General features: G+C 59.5%; 20 protein-coding genes. 13 read left to right on the top strand and 7 right to left on the bottom strand.

The genetic code is table 11. From position 1 onward, the window contains the following. Nucleotides 1-8: 8 nt before the first annotated feature. Nucleotides 9-2,459 carry a glycogen/starch/alpha-glucan phosphorylase gene (locus tag ABV589_RS16915; RefSeq protein ID WP_367082625.1) on the bottom strand — a complete coding sequence of 817 codons (2,451 nt, stop codon included), beginning with the start codon at nt 2,457-2,459 and terminating at the stop codon, nt 9-11. 259 nt (nt 2,460-2,718) lie between these two features. Here ABV589_RS16915 and ABV589_RS16910 point away from each other — a divergent pair, with 259 nt between their 5' ends. Then, nucleotides 2,719-3,156 carry a YkgJ family cysteine cluster protein gene (locus ABV589_RS16910; protein ID WP_007961740.1) on the top strand — a complete coding sequence of 146 codons (438 nt, stop codon included), beginning with the start codon at nt 2,719-2,721 and terminating at the stop codon, nt 3,154-3,156. A gap of 218 nt (nt 3,157-3,374) precedes the next feature. On the opposite strand, the gene typA is transcribed toward ABV589_RS16910, so the two are convergent. Together typA and thiI are read right to left on the bottom strand one after the other, a co-directional pair. After that, on the bottom strand, nt 3,375-5,195 hold the full coding sequence (gene typA / locus ABV589_RS16905) for a translational GTPase TypA (protein WP_007961739.1): 1,821 nt from the start codon (nt 5,193-5,195) through the stop codon (nt 3,375-3,377). Between the two features lie 139 nt (nt 5,196-5,334). Continuing rightward, entirely contained in the window at nt 5,335-6,789 is a 1,455-nt protein-coding gene (gene thiI, locus ABV589_RS16900; protein ID WP_007961738.1) for a tRNA uracil 4-sulfurtransferase ThiI, read from the bottom strand. A gap of 328 nt (nt 6,790-7,117) precedes the next feature. On the opposite strand from thiI, the gene glnA reads away from it, so the two are divergent. The 6 genes from glnA to ntrC all read left to right on the top strand — a co-directional run bounded on the left by glnA (nt 7,118) and on the right by ntrC (nt 13,027). Next, on the top strand, nt 7,118-8,524 hold the full coding sequence (gene glnA / locus ABV589_RS16895; RefSeq protein ID WP_003220788.1) for a glutamate--ammonia ligase: 1,407 nt from the start codon (nt 7,118-7,120) through the stop codon (nt 8,522-8,524). Nucleotides 8,525-8,705: 181 nt separating this feature from the next. Further along, the gene (locus ABV589_RS16890) at nt 8,706-9,128 is read left to right on the top strand and encodes a cupin domain-containing protein (RefSeq protein ID WP_367082623.1); all 423 of its coding nucleotides are present in this window, start codon (nt 8,706-8,708) and stop codon (nt 9,126-9,128) included. A gap of 25 nt (nt 9,129-9,153) precedes the next feature. Next, entirely contained in the window at nt 9,154-9,663 is a 510-nt protein-coding gene (locus tag ABV589_RS16885) for a DUF4124 domain-containing protein (protein WP_367082621.1), read from the top strand. Next, a complete protein-coding gene (locus tag ABV589_RS16880) occupies nt 9,660-10,277 on the top strand; it encodes a DUF4124 domain-containing protein (RefSeq protein ID WP_367082619.1) in 618 nt (205 codons plus the stop codon). Before ABV589_RS16885 ends, ABV589_RS16880 begins: the two co-directional genes overlap by 4 nt. 231 nt (nt 10,278-10,508) lie before the next feature. Continuing rightward, nucleotides 10,509-11,594 (top strand): nitrogen regulation protein NR(II), encoded by a 1,086-nt coding sequence (gene glnL, locus ABV589_RS16875; RefSeq protein ID WP_007961730.1) that lies wholly within the window; start codon nt 10,509-10,511, stop codon nt 11,592-11,594. Then, a complete protein-coding gene (gene ntrC, locus ABV589_RS16870) occupies nt 11,591-13,027 on the top strand; it encodes a nitrogen regulation protein NR(I) (protein WP_007961729.1) in 1,437 nt (478 codons plus the stop codon). Before glnL ends, ntrC begins: the two co-directional genes overlap by 4 nt. Before the next feature lie 613 nt (nt 13,028-13,640). On the opposite strand, the gene ABV589_RS16865 is transcribed toward ntrC, so the two are convergent. Then, the gene (locus ABV589_RS16865; RefSeq protein WP_367082617.1) at nt 13,641-14,081 is read right to left on the bottom strand and encodes a hypothetical protein; all 441 of its coding nucleotides are present in this window, start codon (nt 14,079-14,081) and stop codon (nt 13,641-13,643) included. Between ABV589_RS16865 and ABV589_RS16860 the strand changes: the two genes are divergently transcribed. Next, a complete protein-coding gene (locus ABV589_RS16860; protein ID WP_003220777.1) occupies nt 14,080-14,535 on the top strand; it encodes a tRNA (cytidine(34)-2'-O)-methyltransferase in 456 nt (151 codons plus the stop codon). The two genes, ABV589_RS16865 and ABV589_RS16860, sit on opposite strands and share 2 nt — an antisense overlap. 175 nt (nt 14,536-14,710) lie before the next feature. Here the strand turns inward: ABV589_RS16860 and secB are convergent, their stop codons facing one another. Genes secB through ABV589_RS16845 form a run of 3 tightly spaced genes read right to left on the bottom strand, consistent with a single transcriptional unit; the run spans nt 14,711 to nt 15,923 of the window. Beyond that, nucleotides 14,711-15,196 carry a protein-export chaperone SecB gene (secB, locus tag ABV589_RS16855; protein WP_027611264.1) on the bottom strand — a complete coding sequence of 162 codons (486 nt, stop codon included), beginning with the start codon at nt 15,194-15,196 and terminating at the stop codon, nt 14,711-14,713. A gap of 57 nt (nt 15,197-15,253) precedes the next feature. Next, a complete protein-coding gene (gene grxC / locus ABV589_RS16850) occupies nt 15,254-15,508 on the bottom strand; it encodes a glutaredoxin 3 (protein WP_003220774.1) in 255 nt (84 codons plus the stop codon). A gap of 1 nt (nt 15,509) precedes the next feature. Beyond that, complete coding sequence (locus ABV589_RS16845) at nt 15,510-15,923, bottom strand: rhodanese-like domain-containing protein (protein WP_007961724.1); 414 nt, start codon at nt 15,921-15,923, stop codon at nt 15,510-15,512. A gap of 154 nt (nt 15,924-16,077) precedes the next feature. Here ABV589_RS16845 and gpmI point away from each other — a divergent pair, with 154 nt between their 5' ends. The 5 genes from gpmI to ABV589_RS16820 all read left to right on the top strand — a co-directional run bounded on the left by gpmI (nt 16,078) and on the right by ABV589_RS16820 (nt 22,880). Next, nucleotides 16,078-17,604: a 2,3-bisphosphoglycerate-independent phosphoglycerate mutase gene (gene gpmI / locus ABV589_RS16840; RefSeq protein WP_367082615.1), complete on the top strand. Its 1,527-nt coding sequence runs from the start codon at nt 16,078-16,080 to the stop codon at nt 17,602-17,604. 252 nt (nt 17,605-17,856) lie between these two features. Then, a complete protein-coding gene (locus ABV589_RS16835; RefSeq protein ID WP_367082613.1) occupies nt 17,857-19,143 on the top strand; it encodes a murein hydrolase activator EnvC in 1,287 nt (428 codons plus the stop codon). A gap of 31 nt (nt 19,144-19,174) precedes the next feature. Beyond that, nucleotides 19,175-20,494, top strand: a complete 1,320-nt coding sequence (locus ABV589_RS16830) for a S41 family peptidase (protein WP_041071409.1) — start codon at nt 19,175-19,177, stop codon at nt 20,492-20,494. Between the two features lie 2 nt (nt 20,495-20,496). Further along, nucleotides 20,497-21,273, top strand: a complete 777-nt coding sequence (locus ABV589_RS16825; protein ID WP_367082612.1) for a divergent polysaccharide deacetylase family protein — start codon at nt 20,497-20,499, stop codon at nt 21,271-21,273. A gap of 128 nt (nt 21,274-21,401) precedes the next feature. Continuing rightward, nucleotides 21,402-22,880 (top strand): serine protease, encoded by a 1,479-nt coding sequence (locus ABV589_RS16820; protein WP_367082610.1) that lies wholly within the window; start codon nt 21,402-21,404, stop codon nt 22,878-22,880. Nucleotides 22,881-22,910 lie beyond the last annotated feature (30 nt).

The following is a 22,910-nucleotide window of genomic DNA, read 5'->3' as shown; positions in this document are numbered from 1 at the left end:
GCGAAAAGTTACTCCAGTGCCTTCCAGATATCCGTGGCGTACTCGCGAATCGTCCGGTCGGACGAGAACCAGCCCATCCGCGCCGTGTTGAGCACTGCCGAACGCCACCAGTTGTTGGCATCGTGCCAGTGCGCATCGACACGTTTTTGCGCTTCCCAGTAGGAATCGAAGTCGGCGCAGACCAGGAAGCGGTCGTAGTCCACCAGCGAATCGATCAGCCCGGTATAGCGCGACGTATCGTCCGGCGAGAACACGCCGCTACGGATCGCTTGCAACACATCGTTCAGACGATGCGACGCGGCGATATCCGGCACCGCACTGAACTCGTGGTTCTGCTTGCGCGCTTCAACCTGCTGCGCGCTGAGGCCGAAGATGAACATGTGCTCGGCGCCGATGCGCTCGCACATTTCCACGTTGGCGCCGTCGAGGGTGCCGATGGTCAGCGCACCGTTGAGGCCGAACTTCATGTTACTGGTGCCCGAAGCTTCGAAGCCGGCCGTGGAAATCTGCTCGGACAAGTCCGCCGCCGGAATGATGCTTTCGGCCAGGCTGACGTTGTAGTTGGGCAAAAACACCACTTTTAGCAGACCGCGCACGGTCGGGTCGTTGTTCACCACCCGGGCGATGTCGTTGGTCAGCTTGATGATCAGTTTGGCCTGGTGATAACTGGCCGCCGCTTTACCGGCGAAGATTTTCACCCGAGGTACCCAGTCGACTTCAGGCTCGGCGCGAATCGCCTGATACAGCGCCACGGTGTGCATCAGGTTGAGCAACTGGCGCTTGTATTCGTGGATCCGTTTGACCTGCACGTCGAACATCGCCGCCGGGTTGACCGCGATCCCCAACCGCTCGTGAATCAGATAGGCCAAGGCCTTTTTGCTGTGCAGGCGCTGTTCGGCGAAGGCTTTGCGGAAGGCGGGTTGCTCGGCGAACGGTTCCAGATCGAGCAAGCGCTCTTCCGGGTTATCCAGCACCTCCGGGCCGAGGGAGTCGACCAGCATCGAGGTCAGTTCGGAGTTGGCCTGGAACAGCCAGCGGCGGAAGGTGATGCCGTTGGTTTTATTGTTGATCCGCTCCGGGTAGAGCTTGTGCAGTTCGGCGAATACGGTCTTGCGCATCAATTGCGTATGCAGCCCCGACACGCCGTTGACACTGTGCGAACCGAGGAACGCGAGGTTGCCCATGCGCACCCGGCGCCCGTTGTCCTCTTCGATCAGCGACACCGCGCGCAGCACGTCGAAATCGTGAATGCCTTTGGCGCGCAGCGAGTCGATGTGCTGGGCGTTGATCAGATAAATGATCTGCATGTGCCGCGGCAGCATGCGTTCCATCAGACCGACCGGCCAGGTTTCCAGCGCCTCGGGCAGCAGCGTGTGGTTGGTGTACGACAAGGTATCGACGGTGACTTGCCACGCCGCATCCCAGGCCACGTCGTAGACGTCGACCAGTTGCCGCATCAGTTCGGCGACGGCGATCGAAGGGTGGGTGTCGTTGAGCTGGATCGCCGCGTGATCGCCCAGAGTCAGCACCGAGGTGTGCATGTTGCGATGGCGACGCAGCAAGTCCTGCAAGGACGCGGCGACGAAGAAGTATTCCTGACGCAGGCGCAGCTCCTGCCCGGCCTCAGTGCTGTCTGCCGGGTAAAGCACGCGCGAAATGCTTTCAGCCCGGGCCACTTCGGCGACAGCGCCCAGGTGATCACCGGCGTTGAAACGCTCCAGGTGCAGATCTTCCATGGCTCGGGCGCGCCACAGACGCAGGGTGTTGACGCTCGCCCCGCGCCAGCCGACCACCGGGGTGTCGTAGGCAATCGCCCGTACGGTTTCTGCTGGCGACCAGACCTGCTTGGACTTGCCGCTGGCATCGGTCACGGTTTCGACGCTGCCGCCGAAGCCAATGGAGTACACCACTTCCGGGCGCTCGAATTCCCACGGGTTGCCGAAGTCCAGCCAGTGCTCGGTCTGTTCCTGCTGCCAGCCATCGACGATGGCCTGACGGAACAGACCATGTTCGTACCGAATGCCGTAGCCGTGCCCGGCGATGCCGAGGGTCGACATGCTTTCCATGAAGCACGCCGCCAGACGTCCGAGGCCGCCGTTACCGAGTGCCGCATCGGGTTCCAGCAGACGAATGCGTTCCAGATCGACACCCAGTTCGGTCAGCGCCTCACGGGCGACGTCGAGCAGGCCGAGATTGCTCAGGCTGTCGTAGAGCAAACGACCGATGAGAAATTCCAGCGAGAGGTAATACACCCGCTTCTGGCCTTTGCGGTAGATCTGCCGGGTGTGGTCCATCCAGTGTTCGACCATGTGGTCGCGTGCCGCCAGGGCAATGGCTTCGAACCAGTCATGGTCGAAGGCGTGATCCGGGTCTTTACCCACTGCATAGGTGAGCTTGGTCAGGACGGCATCGCGGAATGCGGCCACCTCTGCTTCGCGAACTAGTGGTTCTTGAGTCATCGATAGGACCTCGAGCGAGCGGGGAATTGTCTGAGCCTAGACGGTCTGACCGACGGTAGAGGCGCAGGTTCGGCAGTTTTTCCGAAGACGATGAGATAGCCCGGCATTAGCTTGGCGAGTGGGCTAATGAATGCAGGGGCCGTGCCGGACTGAATGGCACTTGCGCGGCATTTGCAAAAATCTGGCGAAAGGTTGTTCAAAAATCCACCAGTCCCGGTATGATCGCGCGCCCTGATGCACACACGCCTGGTAACCCCCGATGATGAAGCCCAACCTGATTGCCGCCGCCGAGATCGACCGTCTCGATACGTGGGCCAAATATTCGGCCCCGATGTGCGGCTCTTGTGTCTCCAGCTGCTGCACCCTGCCGGTCGAGGTCAAGATCAAGGACCTGGTACGCATCGGCGTGGTCGACGAGTTCGAGCTGGGCGATCCGCCAAAGAACATCGCCAAGCGCCTGCAAAAGGAAGGGCTGGTCGAGCGCTTCAACCAGAAGTCGGGGATCTTCACCCTGCAGCGCATGAGCAACAACGATTGCTACTACCTGGATCGTAAGAGCCGCCTGTGCACCATTTATGACAAGCGCCCGGACACCTGCCGCAACCACCCGAAAATCGGCCCGCGGCCGGGGTATTGCGCGTACAAGCCGAAAGAAGTGGAGCGGGTGCAGAATTCGCGGTCGATCGAGAAGTTCTGATCGTTCCTGAAATGTTCGGCGCCTGTCAGGCCGCCATCGCTGGCAAGCCAGCTCCCACATTGATTGTTGTCGTACACAAGATTCATGTGCGACGCAAAACCCTGTGGGAGCTGGCTTGCCAGCGATGAGGCCAGCACGAACACCGCACAAATCCAGGACAAACAAAAACGCCCCCGGTCTCTCGACCGGGGGCGTTTTTTTTCAGCCTGGGCTAAATCTTATGCCTTGGCTTTCTTGGCAGCGCGGGTACGCTCGCTTTCGTCCAGGATCTTCTTGCGAAGACGGATGGACTTAGGCGTGACTTCGCACAGCTCGTCTTCCTGGATGTATTCCAGAGCCTGTTCCAGAGTGAAGCGAACAGGTGGTACCAGAGCGATGGTTTCGTCTTTACCCGAAGCACGCATGTTGTCGAGCTTCTTGCCTTTGGTTGGGTTCACACCCAGGTCGTTGTCGCGGCTGTTCTGACCAACGATCTGACCGTTGTAGATCTCCTGGCCGTGTTCTACGAACAGCTTGCCACGAGCCTGCAGGGTTTCCAGCGAGTAGGTCAGTGCCTTGCCGGTTTCAACCGAAACCAGAACGCCGTTCTGACGGCCGGACATGTGGCCCGACTTCACTGGAGCGTAACGGTCGAAGATCGAGGTCAGGATGCCAGCACCGTTGGTCAGGGTCAGGAACTGGTTACGGAAACCGATCAGACCGCGAGCAGGGATGTTGTATTCCAGACGAACACGGCCCTTGCCATCCGGCACCATGTTGCTCAGGTCGCCCTTACGCAGACCCATCTCTTCCATGACCTTGCCCTGGGATTCTTCAGGGATGTCGATGGTGACGTTTTCGAACGGTTCCTGCTTCACGCCGTCAACTTCACGGATGATCACTTCAGGACGGCCCAGGGCCAGCTCGAAGCCTTCGCGACGCATGGTTTCGATCAGTACCGAGAGGTGCAGCTCACCACGCCCGGATACCTTGAACTTGTCAGCCGAGTCGCCTTCTTCAACGCGCAGTGCAACGTTGTACAGCAGCTCTTTGTCCAGACGATCCTTGATGTTACGGGAGGTCACGAACTTGCCTTCTTTACCGCAGAATGGCGAGTCGTTTACCTGGAAGGTCATCGAAACGGTTGGCTCGTCAACGGTCAGCGGCTTCATCGCCTCGACGGTGTTGATGTCGCACAGGGTGTCGGAGATGAACAGCTCGTCGAAGCCGCTGATGCAGACGATGTCGCCGGCTGCTGCTTCTTCAACGTCAATGCGGTGCAGACCGTGGTGACCCATCAGCTTCAGGATACGACCGTTGCGGCGCTTGCCGTCGGCGCTGATCGCGACAACCGGGGTGTTCGGCTTGACGCGACCACGAGCGATACGGCCAACACCGATAACACCCAGGAAGCTGTTGTAGTCCAGAGCGGAGATCTGCATCTGGAACGGACCGTCACGGTCAACGGCCGGAGGCGGAACGTGGTCGACAACTGCCTGGTACAGCGCAGTCATGTCTTCGCCCATGGCGGTGTGATCCAGACCGGCGATGCCGTTCAGAGCCGAAGCGTAAACAACCTGGAAGTCCAGTTGTTCTTCGGTAGCACCGAGGTTGTCGAACAGGTCGAAGATCTGGTCCAGAACCCAGTCCGGACGCGCGCCTGGACGGTCAACCTTGTTGATCACCACGATTGGACGCAGGCCGGCTTCGAACGCCTTCTTGGTCACGAAACGGGTTTGCGGCATAGGGCCGTCTTGAGCGTCAACCAGCAGCAGAACGGAGTCAACCATCGACATTACGCGTTCTACTTCGCCGCCGAAGTCGGCGTGGCCCGGGGTGTCCACGATGTTGATGTGGTAGCCGTTCCAGTTGATGGCGGTGTTTTTCGCCAGAATGGTAATACCGCGCTCTTTTTCCTGGTCGTTGGAGTCCATCACGCGCTCGTCGTTGAGCTCGTTGCGCTCCAGGGTGCCGGATTGACGCAGGAGTTTGTCTACCAGGGTGGTCTTACCATGGTCAACGTGGGCAATGATGGCGATGTTACGTAGATTTTCGATCACTTGTGTATCTCGATCAGAGGATTCGGTTTGCTGACAAGTCTTGGCAGCGATTAACAGTAGTGTCCGGCATGGCCGTTACAGCTTGACGGCGGTGTCGGGGGGCCGGTGACGCAGGCCACAGGCAAACAGCCCCGGGCACTTAGCTCGGTCGATAAACGCGCACATTGGCATGCCCCTCACTGAGCAAATGGTGAGCATGCAGGCGACTCATCACGCCTTTGTCGCAATACAGCAGGTACTGGCGAGTCGGATCCAGCTCCTTGAAACGAGCGTTCACTGCGTAGAACGGCATCGTCTGTACTTCTATGCCGGCGAGTTCCAGCGGGTCATCCTCGGCCGCATCCGGGTGACGGATGTCGATGACGATCTGACCGGCCAGCGCTTCGCCGACTTCTTCGATCTGCAAGTCCTGGCCCAATTCGTCGATCACCCGATCGATCGGCACCAGTTTGGCATTTTCGAGCGCACGCTCGAGGACTGCCATGTCGAATTCTTTCTCTTCGTGCTCAACACGGTGGCGCTTGGCGGCGGTCTTCGGATTGACCGAGATGACCCCGCAGTATTCCGGCATGTGCCGGGCGAAATCGGCGGTGCCGATCTCGTTGGCCGTGTCGATGATGTCCTGCTTGTGTGCCACGATCAGTGGGCGCAGGACCAGTTTGTCGGTCACGCAGTCGATCACCGACAGGTTCGGCAGCGTCTGGCTCGATACCTGGGAGATCGCTTCGCCGGTGACCAGCGCGTCGATGTGCAGGCGGTCGGCGATGGCCGAGGATGCGCGCAACATCATACGCTTCAATACGACGCCCATATGACTGTTATCGACTTTGCCGAGAATTTCGCCCAAAACCTCTTCGAACGGAACACTGACAAATAGCACGCGTTGCGAGCTGCCGTACTTCTTCCAGATGAAATGCGCGACTTCCATCACGCCCAATTCGTGGGCACGCCCACCCAGATTGAAGAAGCAGAAATGTGCCATCAGGCCGCGACGCATGATCTGGTATGCGGCAACCGTCGAGTCAAAGCCGCCGGACATCAATACCAGCGTCTGCTCCAGGGCGCCGAGCGGGTAGCCGCCGATGCCGTTGTGCTGGCTGTGGATCACAAACAACCGTTGGTCGCGAACTTCGATGCGAACTTCGATTTGCGGGTCTTTGAGGTCGATTCCGGCAGCACCGCACTCACGACGCAGCTTGCTGCCGACGTATTTTTCGACGTCCATCGAGCTGAACGGATGCTTGCCGGCACGCTTGCAGCGCACCGAGAAAATCTTCCCGGCCAGCTCATTACCGTAGTGCTGCTTGCACTTCTCGGTGATGTCGTCGAAGTCGCCCAGCGGGTACTCGTCGATCTGCAGAAAGTGCGCGACACCGGGGGTGCAGACCAGGCGCTCGCCCATCTCTTTCAAGGCTTTGGGGTCGGTAACGCGGGTTTCCAGCTCGAGATTGTCCCACACACCGTTCACCACCACGGCCGGGTCCAGATCGCGGAGCACGGCGCGGATGTTCTTGGCCAGCTGGCGGATGAAACGCATCCGGACAGGGCGGCTTTTGATGGTGATCTCGGGGAAGACTTTTACGATTAGTTTCATGAAAACAGCGCGCGCAGGGCCAGCCGAAAAAGGGGGGCGCGGATTATAGCGGAAATTGCTCAAGGTTTAACCAGTTAATATGCAGAAGGTTTTCCTTGCACCAAAACGGGTCATTTTTGATTTGAGGCGCTACATTAAGGGGCGAGATTTTCGCCTTTATGACGCTTTGCAGTGCTGCAAGCGTGAATTTGGGGCAAAAAACCCATGCTGGGGCACTGGCATGCAATTTGCTCCCTTGTGAGGCAGGTTGCCTTGGCAGAGTATCTGCGCCGGCATCACCCCTATTAAGGGCATCCACTACCAAGCCCTAAGCCACCCGGAGGACACTATGTCGAAGTCGGTTCAACTCATCAAAGATCATGACGTCAAGTGGATTGATCTGCGCTTCACGGACACCAAAGGCACTCAGCACCACGTGACCATGCCGGCTCGCGATGCGCTGGAAGACGACTTCTTCGAAGTCGGCAAGATGTTCGACGGTTCCTCCATCGCTGGCTGGAAAGGCATCGAAGCCTCCGACATGATCCTGCTGCCGGACGACGATACTGCCGTTCTCGACCCGTTCACCGAAGACGCGACCCTGATCCTGGTCTGCGACATCATCGAACCTTCGACCATGCAAGGTTACGATCGCGACCCGCGTGCCATCGCGCACCGCGCCGAGGAATACCTGAAGACCACCGGTATTGGTGACACCGTCTTCGCCGGTCCAGAACCAGAATTCTTCATCTTCGACGAAGTGAAGTTCAAATCCGACATCTCCGGCTCGATGTTCAAGATCTACTCCGAACAAGGCTCGTGGATGTCCGACCAGGACATCGAAGGCGGCAACAAAGGCCACCGTCCTGGTATCAAAGGCGGCTACTTCCCGGTTCCGCCGTTCGACCACGACCACGAAATCCGTACTGCCATGTGCAACGCACTGGAAGAGATGGGCCAGACCGTTGAAGTTCACCACCACGAAGTGGCGACCGCCGGTCAGAACGAAATCGGTGTCAAGTTCAACACCCTGGTGAAAAAAGCTGACGAAGTTCAGACGCTGAAATACGTTGTCCACAACGTTGCCGACGCTTATGGCCGCACCGCGACCTTCATGCCGAAGCCACTGTACGGCGACAACGGCTCGGGCATGCACGTACACATGTCCATCGCCAAAGACGGCAAGAACACCTTCGCTGGCGAAGGCTATGCCGGCCTGTCCGAAACCGCCCTGTACTTCATCGGCGGTATCATCAAGCACGGCAAGGCCCTGAACGGCTTCACCAACCCGGCCACCAACTCCTACAAGCGTCTGGTGCCAGGTTTCGAAGCGCCAGTAATGCTGGCCTACTCGGCGCGCAACCGTTCCGCCTCGATCCGTATTCCTTACGTCAACAGCCCGCGCGGCCGTCGTATCGAAGCACGTTTCCCGGATCCGGCTGCCAACCCGTACCTGGCTTTCGCAGCACTGCTGATGGCCGGCCTGGACGGTATCCAGAACAAGATCCACCCAGGCGATGCCGCTGACAAAAACCTGTACGACCTGCCGCCTGAAGAGGCGAAAGAGATCCCGCAAGTTTGCGGCAGCCTGAAAGAAGCCCTGGAAGAGCTGGACAAGGGCCGTGCGTTCCTGACCAAGGGCGGCGTGTTCTCCGACGACTTCATCGACGCTTACATCGCGCTGAAATCCGAAGAAGAAATCAAGGTTCGCACCTTCGTACACCCACTGGAATATGAGCTGTACTACAGCTGCTGATCCGGTAGCGCCGCGCTACGCGGCGTGACAGAAAGAGGCCTCCTTCGGGAGGCCTTTTTTTTGAGGAAAATTCCGACAACCTCAATCCACAAATTCGCGAACAACTTGCGCATCGTCCGGCATCAATCTTGGTGAACCGCCCGTAGCCTTTTCCTCCTACGACCATTCGAGGAATAACGCGATGAACTACTGCCCCTTCAAAACACTGCTGGCGACTCTGGCCGCTCTCACCCTGCTGGGTTGCACCTCTCCCGACAAACCCGGGCAGATAGAGCGCAAGCTCTTGCTTGAAAGCGGCACGTCTTGGGATGGAACGCCCTACGTACGCTATCCCAACGCCGCCCCCGAACTGTCGGTGCTCAAACTCAGGATTCCCGCCAATACCCAGCTCCAATGGCACACCCACCCGACTCCCAACGCCGCCTATATTCTCTCCGGCGAACTGACGATCGAAAGCCGGGACGATGGCCGCAGCCAGCGTTTCAAGCAGGGCGAGGCCGTTGCCGAGATGGTCGACCGCAGTCATCGCGGCGTCACCGGGGATGAACCCGTAGAGCTGGTTGTGTTCTATGCTGACGGCGAGGGTATTCCATTGTCGGAGTGATATCCGCTGCTCACAGGACGTCCGAATGCGGTCATTACTGTTAATTCTGTTGCTGGCTTGCACCTTTACCGCATCAGCACAGATCTACAAGTACACCGACGCCAGCGGTAACACGGTGTACAGCGATCATGCGCCGGACGGCGTACAGGCGCAGCCGGTGGATTTGCCGCCGCTCAACAGCGTTCAGCCTCAGACACCGAGTGCGCCTCCCTCAGACACCACCAGCCGTGCGCCAGCGCGCAATGCCTATGAAGTGCTGGAGCTGACCGGCCTGCCCACCGAAGAGGCCCTGCGCGCCAACAACGGCACCTTCACCGTCAGCGTGCTGATCAAGCCGCGCCTGCAGGCGCCGCACCAGTTAAGGCTGGTCCTGGACGACGCACCTTACGGCCAGCCGAGCAACGTGCCGATCCTGCAACTGGTGAACGTCGATCGCGGAGAGCATCGTCTCGCGGTGCAAGTGATCGACGGCGAAGCGATCATCCAGCAGAGTCCAGCGGTGGTGTTCACCGTGCAGCGGGTGCACAAACCATGAGGATTTTCTGGCTGATCCTGTGCCTGTGCGCCCAGTCCGTGCACGCCGAGGTCTTCACCTATATCGACGCGCAGGGCAATCGCGTCTACACCGACCAGCCACGCGGTAACGCCAAGCGCGTACCTGTCGCGACCAGTAATCGCATGTCGGCCAACCCCACGGCTGCAGCACCGATCAGCACTGCGAAAAAGGTCGCGGAACAACCATTGTTCCACTACGAGATGCTGCGCATCCTGATCCCCGAGCCGGACGCGACCCTTCGCAGCAGCGCCGGCGAAGTGATCGTCAGCGTCACCAGCGAACCGGGCCTGCAGCAGGGCCATCGCTATCGCCTGCTACTGGACGGCCAGGCCACCGGCGAGCCGGGCCTGAGTCCGGTGTTCCCGCTGAGCAACATTGATCGCGGCAGCCACAACCTGTCGGTGGAAATCCTCGATGAGCAGGGTCGCACCGTCGAGCGCACCGCCAACCAGCCGTTCCACATGCTGCGCATCTCCCTGGCGCAGAAACGCCAGGTCAAACCCTGCGTCAGCGAAGACTACGGCGTACGCCCGGAATGCCCGCTGAAAGACAAACCGGTCGAAGAAAAAAACCCCTTCCTGCGTTTCTTCTAACGCCGTTCAGCTTTGCGCACTATATTGGTGCATGAGGCTGCACCGTACCCATATTCCAACCCATTTTGGTTCGAAACTTCCCGCTCACGTGCATTGAGCGCCACGCAAACGAGCGTCAAACGCCTGTTTCAGGGGTTGAACGCTTCTTTTCGGAGCCTTGGTTTGGTTTTTGCATTTTCCGTTTAACGACGCCTGCTTCTTGCGCACGCTCCGCCCCCAAAAGAGGCTCCGATGACTATTAGCGACGCAATCCACCGTTTGCTGCTCGACAACCTGACCACCGCCACCATTCTGCTCGATGCCGAACTGCGCCTTGAGTACATGAACCCGGCGGCTGAAATGCTGCTGGCCATCAGCGGCCAGCGCAGCCATGGGCAGTTCATCAGCGAGCTGTTCACCGAGTCCACCGAGGCGCTCAACTCACTGCGTCAGGCGGTGGAACAGGCACACCCGTTCACCAAGCGCGAAGCGATGCTCACCGCCCTCACCGGCCAGACCCTGACCGTGGACTATGCGGTGACACCGATCCTCAGCAACGGCGCGACCATGCTTCTGCTTGAGGTGCACCCGCGTGATCGCCTGCTGCGGATCACCAAGGAAGAGGCGCAACTGTCCAAGCAGGAAACCAGCAAGATGCTGGTGCGCGGCCTCGCTCACGAGATCAAGAATCCGCTGGGCGGCATCCGTGGCGCCGCGCAATTGCTGGCCCGCGAACTGCCGGAAGACAGCCTGCGCGACTACACCAACGTGATCATTGAAGAGGCCGACCGTCTGCGCAATCTGGTCGACCGCATGCTCGGCTCGAACAAACTGCCGTCGCTGGCGCTGTGCAACGTCCACGAAGTGCTCGAACGCGTCTGCCAACTGGTCGAAGCGGAAAGCCAGGGCTGCATCACCCTGGTGCGCGACTACGACCCGAGCATTCCCGACGTATTGATCGACCGCGAACAAATGATTCAGGCCGTACTGAACATCGTGCGCAACGCAATGCAGGCGATCAGCAGCCAGAACGAGCTGCGTCTGGGTCGCATCAGCCTGCGCACCCGGACCATGCGCCAGTTCACCATCGGCCACGTCCGCCATCGCCTGGTGACCAAGATCGAGATCATCGACAACGGCCCGGGGATCCCTGCAGAACTTCAGGAAACCATCTTCTTTCCCATGGTCAGCGGCCGCCCGGACGGCACCGGGCTGGGCCTGGCCATCACCCAGAACATCATCAGCCAGCACCAGGGCCTGATCGAGTGTGACAGCCACCCCGGCCACACCACGTTCTCGATCTTTCTGCCACTGGAACAAGGAGCCACATCGACATGAGCCGTAGTGAAACCGTGTGGATCGTCGATGACGACCGTTCTATCCGTTGGGTTCTGGAAAAAGCCTTGCAGCAGGAAGGCATGACCACGCAGAGCTTCGACAGCGCCGATGGCGTGATGAGTCGTCTGGCCCGTCAGCAGCCTGATGTGATCATTTCCGACATCCGCATGCCGGGCGCCAGTGGCCTCGACCTGCTGGCGCGCATCCGCGAGCAACACCCACGGTTGCCGGTGATCATCATGACCGCGCACTCCGACCTCGACAGCGCAGTGGCCTCGTATCAGGGCGGCGCTTTCGAATACCTGCCCAAGCCCTTCGACGTCGACGAGGCGGTGTCGCTGGTCAAACGCGCCAACCAGCATGCGCAGGAGCAGCAAGGCCTGGAAGTAGTGCCGGCGCTGACCCGCACCCCGGAAATCATCGGCGAAGCGCCAGCGATGCAGGAGGTGTTTCGCGCCATCGGCCGCTTGAGCCACTCCAACATCACTGTGCTGATCAACGGCGAATCCGGCACCGGTAAAGAATTGGTTGCCCACGCCCTGCACCGCCACAGCCCGCGCGCGGCCTCGCCGTTCATCGCGCTGAACATGGCGGCGATCCCCAAGGACCTGATGGAATCCGAGCTGTTCGGCCACGAGAAAGGCGCATTCACTGGCGCGGCCAACCTGCGTCGCGGGCGTTTCGAACAGGCGGACGGCGGCACGCTGTTCCTCGACGAAATCGGCGACATGCCGGCCGACACTCAGACCCGTTTGCTGCGCGTACTGGCCGATGGCGAGTTCTATCGCGTTGGCGGCCATGTGCCGGTCAAGGTCGATGTGCGGATCATTGCCGCGACTCACCAGAATCTGGAAACCCTGGTGCATGCCGGAAAATTCCGTGAGGACTTGTTCCACCGCCTCAACGTGATCCGCATCCACATCCCACGCCTGTCGGACCGTCGCGAAGACATCCCGACCCTGGCCAAGCACTTCCTCAGCCGCGCCGCCCAAGAACTGGCGGTGGAGCCGAAGCTGCTCAAGAGCGAGACCGAGGAATACCTGAAGAACCTGCCATGGCCGGGCAACGTACGGCAGCTGGAGAACACCTGCCGCTGGATCACGGTGATGGCCTCCGGGCGCGAAGTGCACATCAGTGACTTGCCGCCGGAACTGCTGAGCCTGCCGCAGGACTCGGCGCCAGTGACCAACTGGGAGCAGGCGCTGCGCCAGTGGGCCGATCAGGCCTTGGCCCGCGGCCAGTCGAGCCTGCTCGACAGCGCGGTGCCGGCGTTCGAGCGGATCATGATCGAGACTGCACTGAAGCACACGGCCGGTCGCCGTCGTGATGCGGCGGTATTGCTTGGCTGGGGGCGTAATACCCTGACGCGCAAGATCAAGGAATTGGGGATGAAAGTGGACGGTGGGGATGATGATGAGGGGGATGAGGGTTAAAACCTCATTCGCTTCAGGATAGTTTTGTACTCAGGATCCACCCCCTCACCCCAGCCCTCTCCCCCATTGGGGAGAGGGGGAAAGGGAGCCGATTTGTATGATGTTCAAGACCTGAGTTCGACGGGGTGTTTCAGGTCGGCGTAACTTGAACCAGCAACTCGGTCAGTCCCCTCTCCCACTGGGAGAGGGTTAGGGTGAGGGACCACCGTGCACCGCATCAATGCACAATGACCCGCGATCGCGCACAGCCGCATCGCCTCACTCAACCCTGAAAACACTGATAAACCCTTTTTCAAAAACACAAAAGCCCCGAATTCCGGGGCTTTCATGTTTCTGATCAGCTTTTCTGTTTCAGCAAATGAAAACCTGGCACGCATCCTGCAAAACCTTCTATAGGTGATTCGATTCACCAAACCTTTCGGGGACCTTGGTACAGGCAGGCCGGGGATTCCCCTCTTTACACCGGGTTCAAACCGCAACGCGGCGAACCCACCCTTTTGGGATCCTTGGTACAGGCAGGCCGGGGGTTCCCTCTTTACACCGGACCGACGCTCTCAGCGAAGTCCGCCCCGTTTTGGGAACCCTGGTACAGGCAGGCCGGGGATTCCCGCTTTTATTGCTCCCGGAGATGGATCTCCAGCCTCCAGCGGCCATCGACCTTGCTGGCGGCCCAGTCCCCCTGCAGCGGCCGCGCCGCCAGCACCGTCAGCAACAGCCCACCGTCACTCAAGCGCGCTCGCCAGTTCACGTCCTTGCCGTTGAGCTTGAGCTGACCCTTTTGCGCCTTGCCCTCTGCCTGAAACAACAGGGCCACAGTGCCATCGATGATTTCACCGTGCAGCTTCGGTTCGTTATCGAACCACACCACCAGGCCGTCAGCGCTCACCTCGACCTGCTGCAGCACGCTGGGGTCCGGCGTGGTCAGGCGGCCGATCATCAAACCGATCATCAGCCCGAAAATCGCCAGCGAACCGATCACCCGCGGGAATAGTTTCGAACGCGGGTCGGCTTGCGGCGTAGAATGCGCGTCATCTTTACCTTCGGAGCCGTGCATGTTTCACGTCATCCTTTTTCAACCAGAAATTCCGCCGAACACCGGCAACGTTATCAGGCTGTGCGCCAACAGCGGCTGCCACCTGCATTTGATCGAACCGCTGGGTTTCGAGATGGACGACAAGCGCTTGCGCCGGGCCGGTCTCGACTACCACGAATATGCCACGTTGCAGCGTCACGCCGACCTCGCCAGTTGCCTTGAGAGTCTCGGCAACCCACGGTTGTTCGCGTTCACCACCAAAGGCTCACGGCCGTTCCACGATGCCGCGTTCGTCCCGGGCGATGCGTTCATCTTCGGCCCGGAAAGCCGTGGCCTGCCGCCGGAAGTGCTCGACGCCCTGCCCGCCGAACAGCGCCTGCGCCTGCCGATGCGTGAAGGCTGCCGCAGCCTGAACCTGTCCAACACCGTGGCGGTGGCCGTGTACGAAGCGTGGCGACAGAACGACTTCAAATAACCACCCACCCGCAAAAACATCACCCCTGTAGGAGCTGCCGCAGGCTGCGATCTTTTGATCTTCAAAAACAAGATCAAAAGATCGCAGCCTTCGGCAGCTCCTACATGAAGGTTTCGTTTACCCCATGAAAAAAGCGCCTTCAAACGGCGCTTTTTTCATGGGGCAAACGAAGCTTTTATTGTACGGTCGGCGTCTCGCCAGCTTCCTGCATGCGCTGCAGCTCTTGCGCGTACAGCGCGTCGAAGTTCACCGGCGCCAGCATCAGGGCCGGGAACGAACCGCGGGTCACCAGGCTGTCCAGGGTTTCGCGAGCGTACGGGAACAGGATGTTCGGGCAGAACGCACCCAGAGTGTGGCTCATCGAAGCCGCGTCGAGGTTCTTGATCAGGAAGATACCGGCCTGTTGCACTTCAGCGATGAAGGCCACTTCGTCACCGTTTTTCACGGTCACGGACAGGGTCAGCACGACTTCGTAGAAATCGCCTTCCAGCTCTTTCTGGCGAGTGTTCAGATCCAGACCGACGGTCGGGTCCCACTGCTGGCGGAAGATCGCCGGGCTTTTCGGGGCTTCGAAGGACAGATCGCGTACGTAGATGCGCTGCAAGGAGAATTGCGGTGCGGTTTCTTCTTCGCTGGCTGCAGTGTTCTGTTGGTCAGTCATCTCAGATCCTTTCTGATCTTGGGTCTTTTAGGGATTGCTGTACGTGGGTGCAGCCGTTCAGGCCTTGAGCAGCGCGTCGAGCTTGCCGGCGCGCTCCAGGGCATACAAATCATCACAACCGCCGATGTGCTTTTCGCCGATCCAGATCTGCGGCACGGACGTGCGTCCGGCCTTCTGGCTCATGGCAGCACGAATCTGCGGCTTGCCATCGACCTTGATCTCTTCGAAGGCCACACCTTTGTTCGCGAGCAATTGCTTGGCTCGCATGCAGTAAGGGCAGTAGTCGCTGGAGTAGACGATGACTTCGCTCATATCACTTCACCAGAGGCAGGTTGTCGCCTTTCCAACTGGAGATCCCGCCGGACAGCTTGGCGGCGGTGAAGCCGGATTTCATCAGCTCGCGAGCGTGGGTGCCAGCGGTCTGGCCCAGGGCGTCCACCAGAATGATGGTCTTGGCCTTGTGCTTTTCCAGCTCGCCGGTACGCGCAGCCAGTTTGTCTTGAGGAATGTTGATCGCGCCAACGATATGGCCGGCGGCGTAATCTTTCGCCGGACGGATGTCCACCACCACGCCTGCGTCCTTGTTGACCAGTGCGGTCAGTTCGCCGGTGCTCAGGCTCTTACCGCCGCCCTGCATCGTGTGCGCCAGCAGCAAAGCCAGCAATACGACGAAGATACCGACAAGAATGTAGTGGTTAGTGGCAAATTCAATCAGGTGAGCAACCATCGAAGGAGGTTCCAGGGCGTTAAAATGTCGGCCAGTATACACAGCCACTATGGTGGGCCAAACCCCGTCCGGCGGTGACGTGGTCGGAACTAAGCATTAAACTCGCCACTCCCTTTTTCAACGCCCTCTTCTTTATTAGCCACGAGTGGATTCCATGACTACCACGCCTAAACCTTTGGTCCTGATGATTCTCGACGGCTTCGGTCACAGTGACAGCCACGAATCCAATGCCGTTTATGCAGCGAAAAAGCCTGTGCTCGATCGTCTCTGGGCCACGGTGCCGAACGGCCTGATCTCGGGCAGCGGCATGGACGTCGGCCTGCCTGACGGCCAGATGGGCAACTCCGAAGTCGGCCACATGAACCTCGGCGCCGGGCGCGTGGTGTATCAGGACTTCACGCGCGTGACCAAAGCGATCCGCGACGGTGAGTTCTTCGACAACCCGACCATCTGCGCCGCCGTGGATAAAGCCGTGGCCGCCAGCAAAGCCGTGCACTTCATGGGCCTGCTGTCCGATGGCGGCGTACACAGCCACCAGGATCACCTGATCGCCATGGCCGAACTGGCCTTCAAGCGCGGCGCCGAAAAGATCTACCTGCACGCCTTCCTCGATGGCCGCGACACCCCGCCGAAAAGCGCCGCGTCGTCGATCGAACTGCTCGACGCGACCTTTCAGGCACTTGGCAAGGGTCGCATCGCCAGCCTCATCGGGCGCTACTTCGCGATGGACCGTGACAACCGTTGGGACCGCGTCTCCCAAGCCTACAACCTGATCGTCGACGGCAACGCCGAATTCAATGCGGCCACCGCGCAGGAAGGCCTCGACGCCGCCTACGCCCGTGGCGAGAGCGACGAATTCGTCAAAGCCACCACCATCGGCGAGCCGGTCAAGGTCGAAGACGGCGACGCCGTGGTGTTCATGAACTTCCGCGCCGATCGTGCCCGCGAGCTGAGCCGAGTATTTGTCGAAGACGATTTCAAGGAATTCGAGCGCGCGCGCCAGCCAAAAGTGCAGTACGTGGGCTTGACCCAATACGCCGCCAGCATTCCAGCCCCTGCAGCCTTTGCTCCGGGCAGCCTGGAAAACGTGCTTGGCGACTACCTGGCAAAAAACGGCAAGACTCAGCTGCGCATCGCCGAAACCGAAAAATACGCGCACGTGACCTTCTTCTTCTCCGGCGGCCGTGAAGAACCGTTCCCGGGTGAAGAGCGCATCCTGATCCCGTCGCCGAAAGTCGCCACCTACGACCTGCAACCGGAAATGAGCGCGCCGGAAGTCACCGACCGCATCGTCGATGCCATCGAACACCAGCGTTACGACGTGATCGTGGTCAACTACGCCAACGGCGACATGGTCGGCCACAGCGGCGTGTTCGACGCTGCGGTAAAAGCCGTGGAGTGCCTGGACACCTGCGTTGGTCGCATCGTCGAAGCGCTGGAAAGGGTGGGGGGCGAAGCGCTGATCACCGCTGACCATGGCAACGTCGAAAAAATGGCCGATGAAGAAACCCACCAGGCGCACACCGCGCACACCACCGAGCCGGTGCCGTTCATTTATGTCGGCAAGCGTGACCTCAAAGTGCGCGAAGGCGGCGTACTGGCGGACGTGGCACCGACCATGCTGATGCTGTTGGGTCTGGAAAAACCGGCGGAAATGACTGGTACCTCGATTCTGGTGTAATTCGCCAGATCAAACATCGCCAAACCCTGTGGGAGCTGGCTTGCCAGCGATAGCAATCTGACAGCCAACAGCTATGTTGAATGTGCAGACGCCATCGCTGGCAAGCCAGCTCCCACAGTGGTTTATGGGGTTTTCGAAATGGAAATGAGCCTGTCTGCCGCTCCAGTTATCACACAAGCCCAATTGGGCGTTTTTTTTGCAGCCCCGGGCGGGCATACTAGGCCGTCCATTACCCTGGTGCCGCCCGCCTCTATGCTCCGCGTCCTGATCGCCCTCGCTCTGACTTGCCTGCTCCAACCGGCCTTCGCTGACGAGCGCGCGCAAACCCAACAGCAGTTGGATGCCACGCGTCAGGACATTGCCGAGCTGAAAAAGCTGCTGGGCAAGCTGCAGGAAGAAAAATCCGGTGTACAGAAAGAGCTCAAGGGCACCGAGACCGAGATGGGCAAGCTCGAGAAGCAGGTCGATGCCCTGCAGAAAGAGCTGAAGAAAAGCGAATCCGAGCTGCAGCGGCTCGATGCGGAGAAAAAAAAACTCCAGAGCGCGCGCACTGAACAACAGCGACTGATCGCCATCCAGGCCCGCGCGGCCTATCAGAACGGCCGTCAGGAATACCTCAAGCTGCTGCTCAACCAGCAGAATCCCGAGAAATTCGCCCGCACTCTCACCTATTACGATTACCTGAGCCAGGCCCGCCTGGAGCAGTTGAAGAACTTCAACGAAACCCTGCGCCAACTGGCCAATGTCGAAAAAGACATCGCCATGCAGCAGGCGCAATTGCTGGTACAAAAAAGCAGCCTCGACACCCAGCGCGACGAGCTGGAAAAGGTCCGCAAGGAACGCCAGCAAGTCCTCGCCAAACTCAACGATGACGTGAAAGCCCGCGACCAGAAACTGGCCGCCCGCGAGCAGGATCAGGCAGACCTGTCTAAAGTCCTTAAAACCATTGAAGAAACCCTGGCCCGCCAGGCCCGTGAGGCAGAAGAAGCGCGACAGAAAGCGCTGATTGCCCAGCAGGAAGCGGAAAAAAAGCGTTTGCGTGAGGCGCAGGCTGATAACAGCGACGCCCCACGAAAACCAGCCAGACCAACCCCCGGCGCGCTGGTATCCAGCAGCGGCGAGACCTTCGGTGGCCCTTTTGCTGCAACCCGGGGAAAACTTCCATGGCCGGTTGATGGTCGATTGCTGGCACGCTTCGGCGAAAGCCGGGGCGACGATGCCCGGACCAAGTGGGATGGCGTGATGATCAGCGCCGCTGCCGGCAGCCAGGTGCATGCCGTGCACGGCGGGCGCGTGGTGTTCGCCGACTGGTTGCGCGGCGCCGGGCTGCTGGTGATCCTCGATCACGGCAATGGTTTTCTGAGTCTTTACGGTCACAACCAGACGCTGCTCAAGTCGGCCGGTGACGTGGTAAAAGCCGGTGAGTCGATCTCCACTGTGGGTAACAGTGGTGGTCAGGACACGCCAGCGCTGTATTTCGCAATTCGTCAGCAGGGTCACCCGAGTGATCCGGCGCAATGGTGTCACGCGCAAGGATAAGCGCGTCGCCTAATTCAGGAGTTCGTTCGACATGCTGCATTTGTCCCGCCTTACCTCGCTGGCCCTGACGATCGCCCTGGTGATCGGCGCGCCTCTGGCGTTCGCCGCTCAACCGGCCCCGGCCGTCGCTCCGGCAGGCACTGCCGCGACCGCCAAGGCCCCGTTGCCGCTGGAAGAGTTGCGCACCTTTGCCGAGGTCATGGACCGGATCAAGGCAGCGTATGTCGAACCGGTGGACGACAAGACCCTGCTGGAAAACGCGATCAAGGGCATGCTCAGCAACCTCGATCCGCACTCCGCCTATCTCGGCCCTGAAGACTTCACCGAGCTGCAGGAAAGCACCAGCGGCGAATTCGGCGGCCTGGGCATCGAAGTCGGCTCCGAAGACGGCTTCATCAAGGTCGTCTCGCCAATCGACGACACCCCGGCGTCGAAGGCCGGCATCCAGGCCGGTGACTTCATCGTCAAGATCAACGGCCAGCCAACTCGCGGCCAGACCATGACCGAAGCCGTGGACAAGATGCGCGGCAAGATCGGCCAGAAGATCACCCTGACCCTGGTGCGCGACGGTGGCACGCCGTTCGACGTGACCCTGGCCCGCGCCGTGATTCAGGTGAAGAGCGTCAAGGCGCAGCTGCTGGAGTCGGGCTACGGCTACATCCGCATCACCCAGTTCCAGGTCAAGACCGGCGAAGAGGTTTCCAAGGCCCTGGCCAAGCTGCGCAAGGACAACGGCAAAAAGCTCAACGGCATCATCCTCGACCTGCGCAACAACCCGGGCGGCGTGTTGCAGGCGGCAGTGGAAGTGGTCGACCACTTCATCAAGAAAGGCCTGATCGTTTACACCAAGGGCCGGATCGCCAACTCCGAGCTGCGCTTCTCCGCCACCGGCAAGGACGAAAGCGAAGCGGTGCCGATGGTCGTGCTGATCAACGGTGGCAGCGCCTCGGCTTCGGAAATCGTCGCCGGCGCCCTGCAGGATCAGAAACGCGCCGTGGTCATGGGCACCACCAGTTTCGGCAAAGGCTCGGTGCAGACCGTGCTGCCGCTGAACAACGACCGCGCACTGAAGATCACCACCGCGCTGTATTTCACGCCGAACGGTCGCTCGATTCAGGCCCAGGGCATCGTCCCGGACATCGAAGTGCGCAAGGCCAAGATCACCAACGAGGCGGACGGCGATTACTTCAAGGAAGCCGACCTGCAAGGTCACCTGGGCAACGGCAACGGCGGTGCAGACAAGCCGACCGGTTCCGGCGCCAAGGCCAAGGCCATGCCGCAGGATGACGATTACCAGTTGGCCCAGGCCCTGAGCCTGCTCAAAGGGCTGAGCATCACGTCCGGCCGTTGAGGATGTCTTTGCGTTTCTTCTTCGTCCTGCTCTGCTGTCTGGCGGGTGCTGCTCACGCAGAACCCGCCAGGACGCCCCCGCCAAAAGCCTACCTGACGCTGATCATCGACGACCTGGGACAGAACCTGCCCCGGGATCGCCGCGTGCTGGCCCTGCCCGGCCCGGTGACCACAGCGATCATGCCCGACACTCCGCACGCTACCGAATTCGCCCGCGAAGCCCATCGCGCCGGCAAGATCGTGATCCTGCATATGCCCATGGACCCGGCCACCGGCCCGTATGCCTGGCATCCCGAGCTGCCGCTCGAAGAACTTGAGAGGCGCCTTAACGCTGCGTTCAAAATGGTCCCCTACACCGCTGGCATCAATAACCACATGGGCAGCCGCATGACCGCGCAACCGGTGGCAATGGCGTGGCTGATGGGCGAGTTGCAACGCCGTCACAAGTTCTTCGTCGACAGCCGCACCAGCGCCCAGACCGTGGCGGCGCAGCAGGCTCAGAAAATCGACTTGGCCAGTGTTTCACGGGATGTGTTCCTCGATGACGAGCGCACGGAAGCCGCCATCTTTACCCAACTGCAAACGGCCATCAGCCTGGCGCACAAGCAGGGTTCGGCGGTGATGATCGGTCACCCTTATCCGCAGACACTGGCAGTGCTGGAACGTGAAATGCCGAAACTCAAGGCGCAAGGCATCGAGTGGATCGACATCAAGCAGATGATCAGCGTGCGCAGTAACAAGGCCACCGCTGCACACGGAAAGAACGGAATTTACCGTTAGTTTTTGCAGCGGGTTTCCAATAACTCTTTGCAACTCCAACAAATAGCAACACCTCCGAAACCACAATAAGGCAAAACCACCTTATTCTGCGCCAGTCTCATATCCCGCACATTAGCCAAGGACTGGCCATGAACTTAAATACGCTTCACCCAAGTTTCTTATTACTTGCGGCCCTTTCGCTCCCCGCTTACTCAACCCCTGTCGATTATGGCAAAGGCGCCGAGAATCATGCGCCATCGAAATACCTGAGCAACAAGAACGGCGAGCATGACTACTGGACAGGAATCGGCAAATACCAAAGCCGCGAACACGGCGTATGCACTGCCTTTCTTATTGATACCAACAGCGCTCGACCGTCAGACTCCGCCTATGCTCTCACCAGTGCACACTGTGTGGGCAAAGACAATGGCGTCATGCAAACGGATGAGCCCATTAAAGCCACCATAACCTTCAAGCATTTCCTTGATACGGAGGATGCCAGCAAGACTTTCCCTCTGAAAAAAGTTTCCTGGAGCAGCATTCAGGGCATCGATCTGGCTCTTTTGGAGCTTGAAGTATCACAGGGTGAACTTCGGGCGCAGGGCATCACGCCTCTGAAACTGGCACAGCAACCGCCGGCTGACGCAAGTGACATTCTGATTGTGCACGCCCCCGGCGGGACGCCATTGCGACTGTCCGCTTGCACCCATGATCCTTCGCCAGCCATTTTCGAAACGCCCTGGGTGTGGCGACATACTGTCAGCAACCAATGCAAAGATGTTGCTTCCGGCAGCTCGGGGAGCCCGGTCATTGTCCGAGCGACCAACGAGGTCTATGCCGTTCTGGGTACCCTCGCAGAGCATCTGACGCCACTGCCCGGATATGGCCAGATGCCAAGCGGCAGTTACGGTAGCCCGACCTCGGTTTTCAACAACTGCTTTATCGATGGCAAACTCAATACCAACCCGCAAGTGTGCGAGTTATTTCCGGCAGCATCCATGAGTCTGCCCCCACGACTGCCAATGTATGCAAAGATCAGCGTAAACGAGCACGGTAACTATATTTATCCCGCCTGGAACTTTGAAGTAACCGCCAGCACTCGCTTTATCCGGACCAAACGAACTACTGATCCGCTCGACTGCGAAACTCCGCAAGGCTACAGCCAGCCAATCAATACTGACACCGCCCCCACTCGGCTAAATGTTCCAATGGGACCTGAAACCGGGCTTAACAATCTTTGTATCATTGCCACCAACAGTATCGAGAACCTATTGCCCGCCGGCACTTATCGCAATGCCGTCACTGTCCCCACTTACCTGATTGATGCAGGCCCGACGCCTGTTCCGACCGTAGATATATCCTTTAACAAAGAAATAAACAGGGCGCAGATTTTCTGGCCGAAACGCAAGAACGAGGGCCTTGATGGCTACGAGGTAAAAGACGGTCTTGCTGGAAAAGTCAGCTGCGAAGACCCGCAGGGTTATAGGCGTGTGACTTCCAATTGGCTGCGTCCGGAAAGCAACTTCCCCCTCAAGCTCTGCGTTTACGCCGTCGACCCCAACAATCAGCGCTCAGAATTGAAGGAATACGTCCGGGAATGGGAAGCGCTCAAAAACAGCGCCCCCTGAGCTGATCAGCGACGCCGGCCTTGTGCTTCC

The sequence above is a fragment of the Pseudomonas sp. HOU2 genome (assembly GCF_040729435.1).
Taxonomy (GTDB): Bacteria; Pseudomonadota; Gammaproteobacteria; order Pseudomonadales; family Pseudomonadaceae; genus Aquipseudomonas.
Note: the sequence above shows the minus strand (reverse complement) of the source record. Positions and strands in the feature narration are given on the sequence as shown.

Excerpts from the sequence above, each read along its gene's own strand:
- ABV589_RS16860 (WP_003220777.1), top strand. The coding sequence starts at position 14,080 with ATGTTTCACGTCATCCTTTTTCAACCAGAAATTCCGCCGAACACCGGC.
- glnL (WP_007961730.1), top strand. The coding sequence starts at position 10,509 with ATGACTATTAGCGACGCAATCCACCGTTTGCTGCTCGACAACCTGACC.
- thiI (WP_007961738.1), bottom strand. The coding sequence starts at position 6,789 with ATGAAACTAATCGTAAAAGTCTTCCCCGAGATCACCATCAAAAGCCGC.
- ABV589_RS16890 (WP_367082623.1), top strand. The coding sequence starts at position 8,706 with ATGAACTACTGCCCCTTCAAAACACTGCTGGCGACTCTGGCCGCTCTC.
- ABV589_RS16865 (WP_367082617.1), bottom strand. The coding sequence starts at position 14,081 with ATGCACGGCTCCGAAGGTAAAGATGACGCGCATTCTACGCCGCAAGCC.
- grxC (WP_003220774.1), bottom strand. The coding sequence starts at position 15,508 with ATGAGCGAAGTCATCGTCTACTCCAGCGACTACTGCCCTTACTGCATG.
- ABV589_RS16820 (WP_367082610.1), top strand. The coding sequence starts at position 21,402 with ATGAACTTAAATACGCTTCACCCAAGTTTCTTATTACTTGCGGCCCTT.
- glnA (WP_003220788.1), top strand. The coding sequence starts at position 7,118 with ATGTCGAAGTCGGTTCAACTCATCAAAGATCATGACGTCAAGTGGATT.
- ABV589_RS16825 (WP_367082612.1), top strand. The coding sequence starts at position 20,497 with ATGTCTTTGCGTTTCTTCTTCGTCCTGCTCTGCTGTCTGGCGGGTGCT.
- ABV589_RS16835 (WP_367082613.1), top strand. The coding sequence starts at position 17,857 with ATGCTCCGCGTCCTGATCGCCCTCGCTCTGACTTGCCTGCTCCAACCG.
- secB (WP_027611264.1), bottom strand. The coding sequence starts at position 15,196 with ATGACTGACCAACAGAACACTGCAGCCAGCGAAGAAGAAACCGCACCG.
- ABV589_RS16845 (WP_007961724.1), bottom strand. The coding sequence starts at position 15,923 with ATGGTTGCTCACCTGATTGAATTTGCCACTAACCACTACATTCTTGTC.
- ABV589_RS16910 (WP_007961740.1), top strand. The coding sequence starts at position 2,719 with ATGATGAAGCCCAACCTGATTGCCGCCGCCGAGATCGACCGTCTCGAT.
- ABV589_RS16830 (WP_041071409.1), top strand. The coding sequence starts at position 19,175 with ATGCTGCATTTGTCCCGCCTTACCTCGCTGGCCCTGACGATCGCCCTG.
- gpmI (WP_367082615.1), top strand. The coding sequence starts at position 16,078 with ATGACTACCACGCCTAAACCTTTGGTCCTGATGATTCTCGACGGCTTC.
- ABV589_RS16915 (WP_367082625.1), bottom strand. The coding sequence starts at position 2,459 with ATGACTCAAGAACCACTAGTTCGCGAAGCAGAGGTGGCCGCATTCCGC.
- ntrC (WP_007961729.1), top strand. The coding sequence starts at position 11,591 with ATGAGCCGTAGTGAAACCGTGTGGATCGTCGATGACGACCGTTCTATC.
- ABV589_RS16880 (WP_367082619.1), top strand. The coding sequence starts at position 9,660 with ATGAGGATTTTCTGGCTGATCCTGTGCCTGTGCGCCCAGTCCGTGCAC.
- ABV589_RS16885 (WP_367082621.1), top strand. The coding sequence starts at position 9,154 with ATGCGGTCATTACTGTTAATTCTGTTGCTGGCTTGCACCTTTACCGCA.